A 13,696-nucleotide genomic window follows, 5' to 3' on the forward strand; every position below is an offset into this window, starting at 1 on the left:
GCCGCGTGCCGCGGAGCGGCCCGATGTGTGACCAATTATTTCGCCGTTGGCGCACGTTTCTCCAGCAGCGGCTGGGTCAGGCCCTGCACGCCGACCAGGCCCAGCACCGTCACCAGCGAGTTCTGCGCGCCTTTCCAGCCGTCCGTCAGGTCGATCCACTCGCTGAGTGCATGGAAGCCGCCGGTCTTGCCGCCGCCGCCGATGACGATGGCCGGGATGCCCAGCGACATCGGCACGTTGGCGTCGGTGCTGGCGCCCGTGAGCAGCGTCTTGTGGCCGAAGGCCGCATTGGCGCGCGTGGCGGCCTCGACGATCACCGAATCGGCCGGCGTGCGGCCGCCCGGGCGATCGCCGATCAGCTTCTTTTCCACATGCAGCGTGTTCACGTTCCAGCGCTTGTTCTCCTCGGCCACCGCCTCGTCGATGGCGGCCAGGATCTTCTGTTCGGTCTCCAGCAGCGGGCCCATCTGGTCGGAGCGGATGTCGACCGCCATCTTCGCGCTGGGGGCGATGGTGTTCACGGACGTGCCGCCGCCCACCGTGCCCACCGTGAAGGTGGTCTTGGGGAAGGTGGGTGTCTTCACCTCGGCGATCTTGGCGATGGCGCGGCCCATGCCATGGATGGCGCTGGGCACCTGGCCGAAGGCCGCGTAGCTGTGGCCGCCCGGGCCCTTGAAGCTCACTTCGTAGCGATGGCTGGCCGTGCCCAGCACCAGCACCGTCCCGTCGGGCGCGGGCTCCAGGCCCACCATGCCGTCGATGTCCTTGTGCTGCGCGAACAGGTGCTTCATGCCGCGCAGGTTGCCCAGTTCCTCTTCGCCCACGTTGCCGACAAACAGCAGGTCGCCCACGGTCTGCACCTTCTGGTCGTTGAGCACCTTGAGCCAGGACAGCAGCACCGCCAGGCCGCGCGTGTTGTCCGAGATGCCGGGCGCGTAGAGGCGGCCGTCGCGCTCCTTCACCGTCACGTCGGTGCCTTCGGGAAACACCGTGTCCAGGTGGGCCGAGATCAGCAGCTTCGGTCCACTTCCTCCTGGTCCTCCCGTGCCCTTGCGCAGGCCCACCACATTGCCTTCGGCGTCGATGTGCGCGTCCGGCAGGCCCAGTGCCTTCAGGCGCGCGAGGAAGGCCTCGGCCCGCTTCTGTTCCTTGAAGGGCGGCGCCGGAATCTCGGTCAGCAGCTTCAGGTCCTCGATGGAGCGTGCATGGTCGGCCTTCACCGCTTCCAGCAACTGCTGGATCTGCGGCGCGGCCATCAGCTGCGTGTAGGCCTGGTCGATGGCCGGGCGCACGTGGGCGGGCGTGGGCGCCACGGCCTGCGCGAAAGCGCTGCCGGTGCAGGCGAGCAGGGCGGCCGCGGCCACCGAGGTCAGGAAACGGGAGGTCGAAAGAGCGGGCATGGCGCGTGTGCGAGGAATGAACGGGACCGGCCGAACCGCCACAGGGCTGTGGCAGCGGTGGCCGCCGGCCATTGTGGCGAGCGCCGCGCGGCCTGCCTCGGCGTTAATCTCGGCGGCTGACAGTTTTTCTGACAGCCGCCCGCCCCGCCCGCCGTGCGTCCTGGCGCGCGGCCCGGTCGCCCGGCCTTTCCTTCGCCATGCCCCGCCATCTTCCCAGCACACGTGCCCTGCAGATCTTCGATGCCGTCGCGCGCCACCATGGCCTGAGCCGCGCCGCCGACGAGCTGTGCCTGACCCACAGCGCCATCAGCCAGCAGCTGCGCGGACTGGAGGCGCAGCTGGGCGTGCGTCTGCTGCAACGCGGTGCGCGCGGCACCACGCTCACCGACGCCGGCCGGCGCTACCACGCGCAGGTGGCCGCCGACCTGCTGCGGCTGGAGAACCACACGCTGGACGCCATGTCGCAGCGCCCCGATGGCGCGCGCCTGATCGTGGGCGCCGTGCCCGTGCTGGCCGAGCGCTGGCTGCTGCCGCGCCTGCCGGCCTTCCTGGCGCGGCACCCGGCCTGCAGCGTGCACCTGAAGGTCTTTCCCACGCGGGTCTACATGGACGAGCTGCCCTACGACATCGGCCTGCAGTACGACGACGCCAGCTGGCCGGGTGCGCAGGTGCGGCCGCTGATGCGCGAGCGCTGCGTGGTGGTGTGCGCGCCGCAGTCGCGCTGGCGCCCCGCGCTGGCGCGGCGCGACTTCCGCCAGGTCCCGCTGCTGCAGCTCAGTTCGCGCCTGGGCGCGTGGGAGGCCTGGTTCGCGCAGGCCGGCATCGTGCGCCGCCCGGCCAATGCACTCAGCGGCCACCGCTTCGACCTGTTCTCCATGCTCATCGAGGGGGTGCGCGCCGACCTGGGCGTGGGCCTGGTGCCGCACTACTGCGTGGAGCGCGAACTGCGCAGCGGCGAGCTGCTGCAGGCCCATGCGCAGGAAGGGCGCACGGGCATCGGCTACAGCCTGTTCCTGGCGCCGCACACCGCCGGGGAGGCACTGGCGGGCGCGTTCGTCCAATGGCTGGAAGAGGTGGCCGCATCGCCATGAGCGCGGCGGCAAGCGTGCCGGCGAAGGTCTGGCGGCGGCACGGCCGCCGAGGCTTGCCGCCGCCGTCCGGCCACGCGGGCCCGGCCGCTTACAGGCGCCCCAGCCGCTGCGAGATCTCGCGTGCGCAGGCCTGCAGCTCGCGCGCCACGGCGCCCGACCAGCGGCTGTCGAAAGTGGCATCCGGGCCGATCGCGACCAGCGCCAGCACCATCGCGCCCGCGGGCTCGAACACGGGCGCGGCCATGCCGCTGATACCGGCCACGATCTCGCCTTCGGAGCGGCTCAGGCCGCGCGCGCGCACCTCGGCCATCTGGGCCTCGAAGGCGGCCCATTCGGGCACGGGCTGCGCGGCGGGCATGCCGGCCGCCGGCGCATGGCCGGCCTGCGCGTCGTGCGCGGCGCGGCGGCGGTCGTCTTCCAGCCGCGCGCGCACCACGGCCGGGTCGAGGTAGGCGCCGAAGAGCCGGCCCGAGGCCGTGTGCGCCAGCGAGAACACGGTGCCGTGCCGCAGCGTCACGCGCAGCGGCGTGTCGGCTTCGGCAATGCGCACGATGGTGGCGCCGCGCTCGCCCCACACGGCCAGCGCCACCGTGTGGCCCAGCGCCTGCGCCAGCGGCGCCAGCAGCGGCGTGGCGGCCTGCACCGGGTCGGCCTGCTGCAGGCCGATCAGCCCCAGCTGCACGGCCAGCGGCCCCAGCCGGTAGCGGCCGCTCGCGCCGTCCTGCGCCACCAGGCCGATGCGCCCGAAACTCACCATGTACGGATGCGCCTTGGCCGCGCTCATGTCGGCCTCGCGCGCCAGGTCCTTGAGCGCCATTGGCCGGCCATGGTGCACCAGGGCCTGCAGCAGCTGGCCGCCCACCTCGATGCTCTGGATGCCGCGCTGCAGGCGGTCGGCATCGGGCGGTGTCGCAGCGTTCTTTTCGTTCATGGCGAATGCATTAGACACGATGGCGCGTGCGCACTACACTTCGAGTTGTTAGATTTAGACGAACTGATTTGCTAAAAACGAATTCGTTCGAGCACTCCCCGATGGCGAGAATGGCCAGCGAGGCGTGGAGACAACCCGGCCGCCCCCGCTGAGCGCGAGGCGGCTCCCAGAGGCAAAGGAATTTCCATGAGCAGCAGCGACACCGCTTCCTCTTCCCTGCGCTACCAGAGCGGCTTCGGCAACGAGTACGCCACCGAGGCCGTGCCCGGCGCCCTGCCGCAGGGCCGCAACAGCCCGCAGCGCGCGCCCTTCGACCTGTACCCGGAGCTGATCTCGGGCACGGCTTTCACCGCGCCGCGCCACGAGAACCGCCGCACCTGGATGTACCGCCGCCAGCCTTCGGTGGTGGCCGGCCGCTACCAGCCCTATGCGCAGCCGCTGTGGACCACCGGTGGCGATCGACACGCCGCGCTGGCGCCCGAGCCGCTGCGCTGGCACCCGATTCCCTTCGAGGCCGGCGCGGAGGCCGACTTCGTCGACGGCATGCGCACCCTGGCCGCCAACGGCGATGCCGATGCGCAGAGCGGCGTGGGCGCGCTGGTCTACCTGGCCACGAAGTCCATGGGCCGCCGGGCTTTCGTCAATGCCGACGCCGAACTGCTGCTGGTGCCGCAGCAGGGTGGCCTGCGCATCACGACCGAGCTGGGCCTGCTGGAGGTCAAGCCCGGCGAGATCGCCGTGCTGCCGCGCGGCCTGGCCTTCAAGGTCGACCTGCTCGACGGCCCCGCCCGCGGCTATGTCTGCGAAAACTATGGCGCCCAGTTCCGCCTGCCCGAACTGGGCCCCATCGGCTCCAACGGCCTGGCCAATGCGCGCGACTTCCTCGCGCCCGTGGCGGCCTACGAACAGGAAGCGGGCGCCTACGAGCTGATCAAGAAGTTCGGCGGCCGCTTCTGGCGCGCGCCGGCCAAGGCCACGCCCTTCAACGTCGTGGCCTGGCACGGCAACCTGGCGCCGGTGAAGTACGACACCGTCAACTTCATGACCATCGGCTCGATCAGCTTCGACCACCCGGACCCTTCCATCTTCACCGTGCTCACCTCGCCCAGCGACACGCCCGGCACGGCCAACTGCGACTTCGTCATCTTCCCGCCGCGCTGGCTGGTGATGGAAGACACCTTCCGTCCGCCCTGGTACCACCGCAACCTCATGAGCGAGTTCATGGGCCTGGTCTACGGCGAGTACGACGCCAAGCCGGGCGGCTTCAAGCCCGGCGGGGCCAGCCTGCACAATGCCATGGTGCCGCACGGCCCCGACGAGGAGGCTTTCGAGAAGGCCTCCTCGGTGGACCTGAAGCCGCAGAAGCTGGACAACACCCTGGCCTTCATGTTCGAAAGCCGCTACCGCTTCATCCCCACTGCGTTCGCGATGAACACCGCGCCGCTGGACCACGACTACGCCGACTGCTGGGCGGGGCTCAAGGACAAATTCACCGCCTGAGCCCTTCGCCGCCTGAACGAGAGAGACCTTCCATGACCTACCCCCTCGACGCCACCCACGACGCCCAGCGCCAAAGCTGGGTGGAATCCGCCAACGCCGCCGGTTGCGACTTCCCGATCCAGAACCTGCCTTTCGGGCGCTTTCGCGCCGCGGGCAGCACCGACGCCTTCCGCATCGGCGTGGCCATCGGCGACCAGGTGCTGGACCTGCGCGCCGCGGGCCTGATCGACACCAACGACATGAACGCGCTGATGGCCGCCATGCCGGCCGAGCGCCGGGCGCTGCGCCAGAAGATCTCCGACGGCCTGGCGAAAGACAAGGAAGGCAGTGCCCAGCAGGCGGCCTGGGCGAAGGCCCTGCTGCCGCAGGCGCAGGCGGAATACACCGTGCCCTGCCGCGTGGGCGACTACACCGACTTCTACACCGGCATCCACCATGCCACCACCATCGGCAAGCTGTTCCGCCCCGACCAGCCGCTGATGCCCAACTACAAGTGGGTGCCCATCGGCTACCACGGCCGCGCCAGCTCCATCGTCGTGAGCGGCCAGTCCTTCAAGCGCCCGCAGGGCCAGACCAAGGCGCCCGATGCCGCCGAACCCAGCTTCGGCCCCTGCAGGCGCCTGGACTACGAACTGGAACTGGGCTTTTACATCGGCCCCGGCAACGCGCTGGGCAGTGCCATCGGCATCGACGATGCCGAGGCACACCTCTTTGGCGTCGGCCTGTTCAACGACTGGTCGGCGCGCGACCTGCAGGCCTGGGAGTACCAGCCGCTGGGCCCCTTCCTGGCCAAGAACTTCGCCTCCACCGTCTCGCCCTGGATCGTGACCATGGAAGCGCTGGCGCCCTTCCGCGCGCCCTTCACGCGGCCCGAAGGCGACCCGCAGCCGCTGCCCTACCTGGACGGCGAAGCCAACCGCCAGCAGGGCCAGCTGGACATCACGCTCGAGGTCTATCTGCAGACCGCCAAGATGCGCGCCGACGGGGCCGCACCCGCGCGCCTCACGCACGGCCGGGTGACCGAGGCCGCCTACTGGACCGCCGCGCAGCTGGTCGCGCACCACACCGTGAACGGCTGCAATCTGCAGCCCGGCGACTTGCTGGGCTCGGGCACGCTGTCGGGCCCCACGCCGGATGCGGCCGGCTCGCTGATGGAGCTCACGCTCGGCGGCAAGCAGGCCATCGCCTTGCCCAACGGCGAGCAGCGCACCTTCCTGCAGGACGGCGACACGCTGATCCTGCGCGGCTGGTGCGAGCGCGAAGGCGCCGTGCGCATCGGCTTCGGCGAGGCCAGCGGCACCGTGGTCGGCTGAGTTCCCGGTCCGGCACCGGCTCCCTGGCAGCCCCGCGGCTTCGGCCCCGGGGCTTTTTTGCGCGGGCTCCGCGGCGCGATGGGCTGTGTCCGGCCCGTCCCACAGGGCCGTGCGCCCTGCACTGGCGCCGGGGCCGCCCCTGCACCGAGGCGCGGCGGGGCCCGGCCCCGGCCACAGTGGCGACTGCGTCGTTGCCTGGCACGCCCGGTGCAGCGAGGCCGCCCCGCCCCTCCACGGAGTTCCCATGCACAGCCCCACCTTGCCCCCACCTGCGCAGGACCGTGCACCGCCGCCAGACGCGGTCGCCGCCTGGCACAGCACGGTGCACCTGGTCGTCAACGGCCGGCCGCGCACGCTCACGCTCGACAACCGCACCAGCCTGCTGGACGCGCTGCGCGAGCACCTGCAGCTGTGCGGCACCAAGAAGGGCTGCGACCACGGCCAGTGCGGCGCCTGCACGGCGCTGGTCGACGGCCGGCGCATCAACACCTGCCTGAGCCTGGCCGTGATGCACGAGGGCAGCGAGGTCACGACCATCGAAGGGCTGGGCACGCCGCAGCAGCTGCATCCGCTGCAGGACGCCTTCGTGCGCCACGACGGCTTCCAGTGCGGCTACTGCACGCCGGGGCAGATCTGCTCGGCCGTCGGGGCGCTGCGCGAACTGCGTGAGGGCGTGCCCAGCCACGTCACCGCCGACCTGCAGGCCCGGCCGCTGCGCTCGCCCGAGGAAATGCGCGAACGCATGAGCGGCAACCTCTGCCGCTGCGGGGCCTACAGCAACATCCAGCAGGCGATCGCCGAGGTGGCCGACGCCGAGGAGGCCGCGCGATGAAGCCCTTCAGCTACGAACGCGCGGCCACGCCCGAGGCCGCCGTGGCCGCGCTCGCGCGCACGCCCGGCGCGCGCCTGATCGCCGGCGGCACCAACCTGCTGGACCTGATGAAGCTGCGCGTGGAAGCGCCCACGCACCTCATCGACATCAACGCCGTCGGCCTGGACCGCATCACGCCCACCGACGAAGGCGGGCTGCGCATCGGCGCGCTGGTGCGCAACACCGACCTGGCGGCCGACGCGCGCGTGCGGCGCGACTACGGCGTGCTCGCACGCGCGCTGCTGGCCGGTGCGTCGGGGCAGCTGCGCAACAAGGCCACGACGGCCGGCAACCTGCTGCAGCGCACGCGCTGCCCTTACTTCTACGACACCGACATGCCCTGCAACAAGCGCGAGCCCGGCAGCGGATGCGGCGCACTGCAGGGCGGCCACAGCCGGCCGCTCGCGGTGGTCGGCGGCAGCGACCAGTGCATCGCCACGCACCCGAGCGACATGGCGGTGGCCCTGCGCGTGCTGGACGCCACCGTGGAAACGCTGCAGCCCGACGGCGCGCGGCGCTTCATCCCCCTGGCCGATTTCCACCGCCTGCCCGGCGACACGCCGCGGCACGACACCACGCTGGCGCCGGCCGAGCTGATCACCGCCGTGACGCTGCCGGCGCCCGTGGGCGGCATGCAGGTCTACCGCAAGGTGCGCGACCGCGCCTCCTACGCCTTCGCGCTGGTGTCGGTGGCGGCCATCGTGCAGCCCGACGGCAGCGGCCGCGTGGCCCTGGGCGGCGTGGCGCACAAACCCTGGCGCATGGAAGAGGCCGACGCCGAACTGCCGCGCGGCCCGCAGGCCGTGGTCGACCGCCTGCTGGCCGACGCGAAGCCGCGGCCCGACAACGCGTTCAAGCTGCCGCTCGCGCAGCGCACGCTGGCCGCGGCCCTGGCCGATGCGAAGGAGCTGCAGGCATGAAGTTCGATCCCTCCAGCACCGTGGTGCCCGACGAGGCCCTGCGCCAAGTGGGCCAGCCCACGCCGCGCGTGGACGGCCCGCGCAAGACCACCGGCACGGCACCCTACGCCGGCGAATGGACCCGTGAATGGGCCGGCGAATCGGCCGGCGGATGGCAGGACGAGGCGCCCGGCGCCGCCTACGGCTGGGTGCGCGGCGCCGGCATCGCCAAGGGCCGCATCGCCGCCCTGGACCTGTCGGCCGCGCGTGCCGCGCCGGGCGTGCTGGCCATCGTCACGGCCGACAACGCCGGCGCGCTGGACCAGGCCCCGCGCAACACCGCCCGGCTGCTCGGCGGACCGGCCATCGACCACTACCACCAGGCCATCGCCGTGGTGGTCGCCACCACGCTGGAGCAGGCGCGCGAGGCCGCGGCGCTGATCGACGTGCGCTACGAAGAAAGCGAGGCGGGCCGCTTCGACCTGGCGGCCGAGCGCACGAAGGCCCCGCTGGCCGGCGAGGACGCATGCACGCAGGCGGGCGACTTCGACGCCGCCTTCGCCGCCGCGCCCGTGCAGCTGGACGCCACCTACACCACGCCCGACGAAACGCACGCCATGATGGAGCCGCATGCGACGCTGGCGGCCTGGGACGGCGACCGGCTCACGGTGTGGACCTCCACCCAGATGGTCGACTGGTGCCGCACCGACCTGGCCAGGACGCTGAAGATGCCCAAAGAGAAGGTGCGCGTGCGCTCGCCCTTCATCGGCGGCGGCTTCGGCGGCAAGCTGTTCCTGCGCGCCGACACCCTGCTCGCGGCCCTGGCCGCGCGCGCGGCCGGACGGCCCGTGCGCGTGGCGCTGCACCGGCCGCTCATGGCCAACAACACCACGCACCGCCCGGCCACGATCCAGCGCATCCGCCTGGGGGCCGGGCGCGACGGCCGCCTCACGGCCATCGCGCATGAGAGCTGGTCTGGCGACCAGCCGGGCGGCCAGCCCGAAACCGCAGTCAACCAGACGCGGCTGCTCTATGCCGGGGCGAACCGGCGCACCGCCATGTACCTGGCCGAGATGGACCTGCCCGAAGGCAATTCCATGCGCGCGCCGGGCGAGGCGCCGGGCATGATGGCGCTGGAGATCGCCATGGACGAGCTGGCCGAGCGGCTGGGCATGGACCCGGTCGCGCTGCGGCTGGCGAACGACACCGAGGTGGACCCGGAGCACCCCGAGCGGCGCTTCACGCAGCGCCGGCTGGCGAATTGCCTGCGCGAGGGCGCGCAGCGCTTCGGCTGGGCGCAGCGCCCGGCGCAGCCGGGTCTGCGGCGCGAGGGCCGCTGGGCCATCGGCTGGGGCATGGCGGCGGCCTTTCGCAACCACCTGCTCATGAAGTCGGCCGCGCGCGTGCGCCTGGACGCCCAGGGCCGCCTCACGGTCGAGACCGACATGACCGACATCGGCACCGGCAGCTACACCATCGTGGCGCAGACCGCGGCCGACCTGCTGGGCCTGCCGCTGTCGCAGGTGGACGTGCGGCTGGGCGATTCCGACTGGCCGGTCTCGGCCGGCTCGGGCGGGCAGTTCGGGGCCGCCAACGCCACGGGCGGCGTGTACGCGGCCTGCATGAAGCTGCGTGACATGATCGCGCGCAGGCTGGGCGTGGAGCCCGTGCGTGCCGAGTTCGACGGCGGATGCGTGCGCGCCGACGGGCGCCGCTTCACCCTCACCGAGGCCGTCGGCGAAGACGGCCCGCTGGTGGCCGAGGATGGCATCGACTACGACGAAAAGCTGTCCGCGCAGTGGCAGCACTCCACCTACGGCGCGCATTTCGTCGAAGTGGCGGTGCACGTGGACACGGCCGAGATCCGCGTGCGCCGCATGCTGGCCGTGTGCGCGGCCGGCCGCATCCTCAACCCCATCACGGCGCGCAGCCAGGTGATCGGCGCCATGACCATGGGCGTGGGCGCGGCGCTCATGGAAGAGCTGGCGGTGGACACGCGCCGGGGCCTGTTCATCAACCACGACCTGGCCGGCTACGAAGTGCCCGTGCATGCGGACATCCCGGCGCAGGAGGTGGTCTTCCTCGACGAGCCCGACACGCTGGCCTCGCCCCTGGCCGCCAAGGGCCTTGCCGAGCTGGGCCTGTGCGGCGCGGCGGCGGCTGTGGCCAATGCCGTCTGCCACGCCACCGGCGTGCGCGTGCGCGACTACCCGGTCACGCTGGACAAGCTGATCGCGCAGGAGCCGCACGCCGCCTGAGCCGGGCGCGCACCGGGCCGTGCTGCGGGCCGGCGCGCCGCGCGCTCACTCCTCGCGCCGGTAGGCCGCGGCGTCGATGCCCAGGCGCTTGAGCTTGTCGTAGAGCGTGGCCTTGGGCACGCCCAGGTCCTTGGCCGCCAGGCCCACGTCGCCGTGCTGGCGGCGCAGGGATTCGGTGAGCAGCGTGCGTTCGATCTGCTCCATGTGTTCGGGCAATGACACGCCCTGCGGCGCGCCGCCCAGCGTGGCCGAGACGTCTTCGCCCAACAAGCCCAGCACGAAGCGGTCGGCCACGTTGCGCAGCTCGCGCACGTTGCCGGGCCAGGCATGGCCGAGCAGCGCCGACAGCGCCTGCGTGTCGGGCACCGGCGCGGTCTGGCCGTAGCGTTTGGCGGCCTGCAGCGTGAAGTGCTCGAAGAGCAGCGGAATGTCCTCGCGCCGCTCGCGCAGCGGCGGCAGCTCGATGAAAGCCACGCCCAGGCGGTAGTACAGGTCGGCGCGGAAGCGCCCGGCATCGCTGGCCTCGCGCAGGTCCACCTTGCTGGCCGCCACCACGCGGCAGTCGACCGGCACGGCCTGGTTGGAGCCCACGCGTTCGATGCTGCGCTCCTGCAGCGCGCGCAGCAGCTTGACCTGCACCGCCAGCGGCATGCTCTCGATCTCGTCGAGGAACAGCGTGCCGCCATCCGCATGCTCGAACTTGCCGATGCGCCGCTTGACAGCGCCCGTGAAGGCGCCGGCCTCGTGGCCGAAGAGTTCGCTGTCGACCAGGTTCTCGGGCAGGCCGCCGCAGTTGACGGGCACGAAGTGGCCGCCGCGCCGGCTGCTGCGCTCGTGCAGGCAGCGCGCGACCAGGTCCTTGCCGGTGCCGGTCTCGCCGTAGATCACCACGTCGGCGGGCGTGGCCGCCAGCGTGCGCACGGTTTGGCGCACGCGTTCCATGGCGGCCGAGCGGCCGATCAGCGTGGCCTGGATGCCGCTCCAGTCGTCCAGTTCGCGGCGCAGCGCTGCCACTTCCAGCGCCAGCCGGCGTTGCTCGGCGGCGCGGCGCACCACGGCCACCAGCCGTTCGGAGGCGAAGGGCTTCTCGATGAAGTCATAGGCACCGTCGCGCATGGCCTGCACGGCCATCGCGATGTCGCCGTGGCCGGTGACCAGGATCACGGGCAGTTGCGCATCCAGCCGATGCAGCTCGGCCAGCCAGCCGGTGCCGCTCTGGCCGGGCAGTTGCACGTCGGTGACCACCACGGCCGGCGCGCCCGGCTGCACGGCCGCGCGCGCGGCCTCCACAGAGCCGAAGGGCGTGACCGCGAAGCCGGCCAGGTCCAGCGCCTGGGCGGCGCCCAGGCGCACGTCCTCGTCGTCCTCGACCAGGATCACGCGGATGGGATGGAGGGTGTCGGTCATTCGGGGGCGTGTGCGGGGGCAGGGGAGGGCGCCGGCGCGGGTGCGAGTGGCAGGTCGACGACGAAGGCCACGGGCAGGCCGGCGGGCCGCTCATTGTCGGCGGCCAGGCGCAGGCTGCCGCCAAAGCTGCTCACCAGGTGCGAGGAGATCATCAGCCCCAGGCCCAGCCCCTGGCCGGCGGGCTTGGTGGTGAAGAAGGGCTCGAACAGGCGCGCCGCGACCTCGGGCGTGATGGGCGCGCCGCTGTTGGCCACGGAGATGCGGGCCGTGCCTCCGTCTTTCAGCGGTGCCGCCTCGATCCTCAACTGGCGCAGGGGCGCCTCCAGGCCCGCCATCGCATCGAGCGCATTGCCCACCAGGTTGGACAGCACCTGCACCAGCCGCACTTCCTCGGCCAGCAGCGCCAGCGTGGGCGGTGTGATCTGCACTTGCGGCACCAGGGCGGCTTCGCGCAGGCGCGGCGCGTGCAGGGCCAGCGCTTCCTGCACGGCCGTGGCCACGCCCACGGGCGTGGGCGGCTCGGTGCGCTTGTGGGCAAAGGCCTTGAGCTGCCCCGTGAGCTTGCCCAGCCGCGCCACCAGCTGCGCGATGCGCGAGAGGTTGGCGCGCGCGTCCTCGGTGCGGCCGCGCTCCAGCAGCAGGGCCGCGTTGTCCGACAGCGTGTGCAGCGCGGCCAGCGGCTGGTTCAGTTCGTGCACCATGCCGGCCGACATCTGGCCCAGCACGGCGAGCTGGCCCGCGTGCACCAGATCGGCCTGGGCGGCGCGCAGCTCGGCCGTGCGGGCCTGCACGCGCTGCTCCAGCGAATCGTGCGCGGCCTGCAGTGCGGCGCGGCTGGCCAGCTGCTGGCGCACGATGCGCCGGCGCTGGCGCCACACCAGTGCGGCCAGCAGCAGCGCGGTGGCGGCCAGGGCGGCGCTGGCCGCGGCCCAGCGCGCGGTGGCCCGCACGGGCGCCTCCTCGCTCAGCAGCACCAGGCGCCAGCGCCCTTCGTCCACCGTGCGTTCGGTGGCAACGAAGGCCTCGCCTTCCACGCGCACGCGTCGGGCGCTCAGGGCACTGTCCGCATCGGGCAAGGGTTCGCCTTCGCGCCAGGCCAGCGGCGTGAGGTGCGCCGTGCCGTAGCGGCGCGCCTCGGTGGCCTCGCGCTGCGCGGCGGCATCCAGCGCTTCCCGTGGGCGGTACTTCCAGTCCTCGCGCGAAGCGAGCACCACCACGCCGTGCACGTCCAGCGCCAGCATCTGGCCGGGCATCTGGCGCCAGGCGTGCTCGGCCGGACGCAGGTCGATCTTGACCGTGGCCACGCCCTGCGTGGGCCCGCCGCGTGGCAGCGCATAGGCCAGGTAGTAGCCGGGCACGCCGCTGGTCACGCCGATGCCGTAGAAGCGCCCGCGGCCGCCGGCCAGCGCCTGCTGCAGATAGGGTCGGTACGACAGATCGCGCCCGGCTGGGCTGCTCGGCTGGCCGTCGTCGCTGGCGGCCGCGGCCAAGCCGTCGGGCGCCAGCACGTAGAGCATTTCGGCGCCCGCGATGGCGTTGAGCGCGTGAAGGTAGCTGCTGGCCTGGGCACGCAGCAGCGGGTCGCGCGGCTGGGCCAGCAGCGTCTGCACGGGCGGCGCGGTTTCCAGCAGCGCGGGCAGGTAGTCGAAGCGCGCCAGCTCGCCCTGCAGCCGCGTGGCTTCCACCTCCAGCCGGTGGCCGGCGGCCTCGGTCAGCCGCTGCAGGCCTTGGCGCAGCACCCAGGTGTGCGCGCCCCAGGCTGCCAGCGCGACGAGGGCGAGCATGCCCAGCGCGTCGCGCAGCAGGCGCGGGCGGCGCCAGCGGGGCGTGCCCGAGGGCGACTTGGGCGCAGCGGCAGAAGGGGGTGGCGCCGGCAGGGCGCCCGGGGAGGTCGGCACGGTCCAAGTATGGCGCGCACAGTGATCGCGTGCCGCCCCAATGAGAAGGGCCACCCCGGAGGGTGGCCCTTGGCCAGGGTGCCGAGCGGGTGAGGGAGGCTGTCCGCGCGGCGAATCGGGCCGCGCCG

General features: G+C 72.6%; 10 protein-coding genes. 6 read left to right on the plus strand and 4 right to left on the minus strand.

Annotation, left to right across the window (positions count from 1 at the left end):
• Positions 1-35: 35 nt before the first annotated feature.
• Entirely contained in the window at positions 36-1,400 is a 1,365-nt protein-coding gene (locus tag LG388_RS07295; RefSeq protein WP_225782196.1) for a M20/M25/M40 family metallo-hydrolase, read from the minus strand.
• A gap of 197 nt (positions 1,401-1,597) precedes the next feature.
• Here LG388_RS07295 and LG388_RS07300 point away from each other — a divergent pair, with 197 nt between their 5' ends.
• A complete protein-coding gene (locus LG388_RS07300; RefSeq protein ID WP_225782197.1) occupies positions 1,598-2,491 on the plus strand; it encodes a LysR substrate-binding domain-containing protein in 894 nt (297 codons plus the stop codon).
• An 88-nt stretch (positions 2,492-2,579) separates the two neighbouring features.
• Here LG388_RS07300 and LG388_RS07305 read toward each other — a convergent pair whose 3' ends face one another.
• Positions 2,580-3,422, minus strand: coding sequence for an IclR family transcriptional regulator (locus LG388_RS07305; protein WP_225782198.1), 843 nt, complete (start codon positions 3,420-3,422; stop codon positions 2,580-2,582).
• A 186-nt stretch (positions 3,423-3,608) separates the two neighbouring features.
• Between LG388_RS07305 and hmgA the strand changes: the two genes are divergently transcribed.
• From hmgA to paoC, 5 genes are all read left to right on the plus strand, one after another.
• Complete coding sequence (hmgA, locus tag LG388_RS07310) at positions 3,609-4,922, plus strand: homogentisate 1,2-dioxygenase (RefSeq protein WP_225782199.1); 1,314 nt, start codon at positions 3,609-3,611, stop codon at positions 4,920-4,922.
• A 32-nt stretch (positions 4,923-4,954) separates the two neighbouring features.
• Positions 4,955-6,235: a fumarylacetoacetase gene (gene fahA, locus LG388_RS07315; RefSeq protein WP_225782200.1), complete on the plus strand. Its 1,281-nt coding sequence runs from the start codon at positions 4,955-4,957 to the stop codon at positions 6,233-6,235.
• Positions 6,236-6,479: 244 nt separating this feature from the next.
• Entirely contained in the window at positions 6,480-7,067 is a 588-nt protein-coding gene (locus LG388_RS07320) for a 2Fe-2S iron-sulfur cluster-binding protein (protein WP_225782201.1), read from the plus strand.
• Complete coding sequence (locus tag LG388_RS07325) at positions 7,064-8,026, plus strand: xanthine dehydrogenase family protein subunit M (protein WP_225782202.1); 963 nt, start codon at positions 7,064-7,066, stop codon at positions 8,024-8,026. Before LG388_RS07320 ends, LG388_RS07325 begins: the two co-directional genes overlap by 4 nt.
• A complete protein-coding gene (paoC, locus tag LG388_RS07330) occupies positions 8,023-10,263 on the plus strand; it encodes an aldehyde oxidoreductase molybdenum-binding subunit PaoC (protein WP_225782203.1) in 2,241 nt (746 codons plus the stop codon). Before LG388_RS07325 ends, paoC begins: the two co-directional genes overlap by 4 nt.
• Positions 10,264-10,308: 45 nt before the next feature.
• Here paoC and LG388_RS07335 read toward each other — a convergent pair whose 3' ends face one another.
• Together LG388_RS07335 and LG388_RS07340 are read right to left on the minus strand one after the other, a co-directional pair.
• On the minus strand, positions 10,309-11,670 hold the full coding sequence (locus LG388_RS07335; protein ID WP_225782204.1) for a sigma-54 dependent transcriptional regulator: 1,362 nt from the start codon (positions 11,668-11,670) through the stop codon (positions 10,309-10,311).
• Positions 11,667-13,568, minus strand: a complete 1,902-nt coding sequence (locus LG388_RS07340; protein ID WP_225782205.1) for an ATP-binding protein — start codon at positions 13,566-13,568, stop codon at positions 11,667-11,669. The genes LG388_RS07335 and LG388_RS07340 overlap by 4 nt, the downstream gene beginning before the upstream one ends.
• Positions 13,569-13,696: the final 128 nt, after the last annotated feature.

It is taken from the genome of Xenophilus sp. Marseille-Q4582, from assembly GCF_916700565.1.
GTDB lineage: Bacteria > Pseudomonadota > Gammaproteobacteria > Burkholderiales > Burkholderiaceae_C > Xenophilus.

Excerpts from the sequence above, each read along its gene's own strand:
- LG388_RS07295 (WP_225782196.1), bottom strand. The coding sequence starts at position 1,400 with ATGCCCGCTCTTTCGACCTCCCGTTTCCTGACCTCGGTGGCCGCGGCC.
- LG388_RS07300 (WP_225782197.1), top strand. The coding sequence starts at position 1,598 with ATGCCCCGCCATCTTCCCAGCACACGTGCCCTGCAGATCTTCGATGCC.
- LG388_RS07305 (WP_225782198.1), bottom strand. The coding sequence starts at position 3,422 with ATGAACGAAAAGAACGCTGCGACACCGCCCGATGCCGACCGCCTGCAG.
- hmgA (WP_225782199.1), top strand. The coding sequence starts at position 3,609 with ATGAGCAGCAGCGACACCGCTTCCTCTTCCCTGCGCTACCAGAGCGGC.
- fahA (WP_225782200.1), top strand. The coding sequence starts at position 4,955 with ATGACCTACCCCCTCGACGCCACCCACGACGCCCAGCGCCAAAGCTGG.
- LG388_RS07320 (WP_225782201.1), top strand. The coding sequence starts at position 6,480 with ATGCACAGCCCCACCTTGCCCCCACCTGCGCAGGACCGTGCACCGCCG.
- LG388_RS07325 (WP_225782202.1), top strand. The coding sequence starts at position 7,064 with ATGAAGCCCTTCAGCTACGAACGCGCGGCCACGCCCGAGGCCGCCGTG.
- paoC (WP_225782203.1), top strand. The coding sequence starts at position 8,023 with ATGAAGTTCGATCCCTCCAGCACCGTGGTGCCCGACGAGGCCCTGCGC.
- LG388_RS07335 (WP_225782204.1), bottom strand. The coding sequence starts at position 11,670 with ATGACCGACACCCTCCATCCCATCCGCGTGATCCTGGTCGAGGACGAC.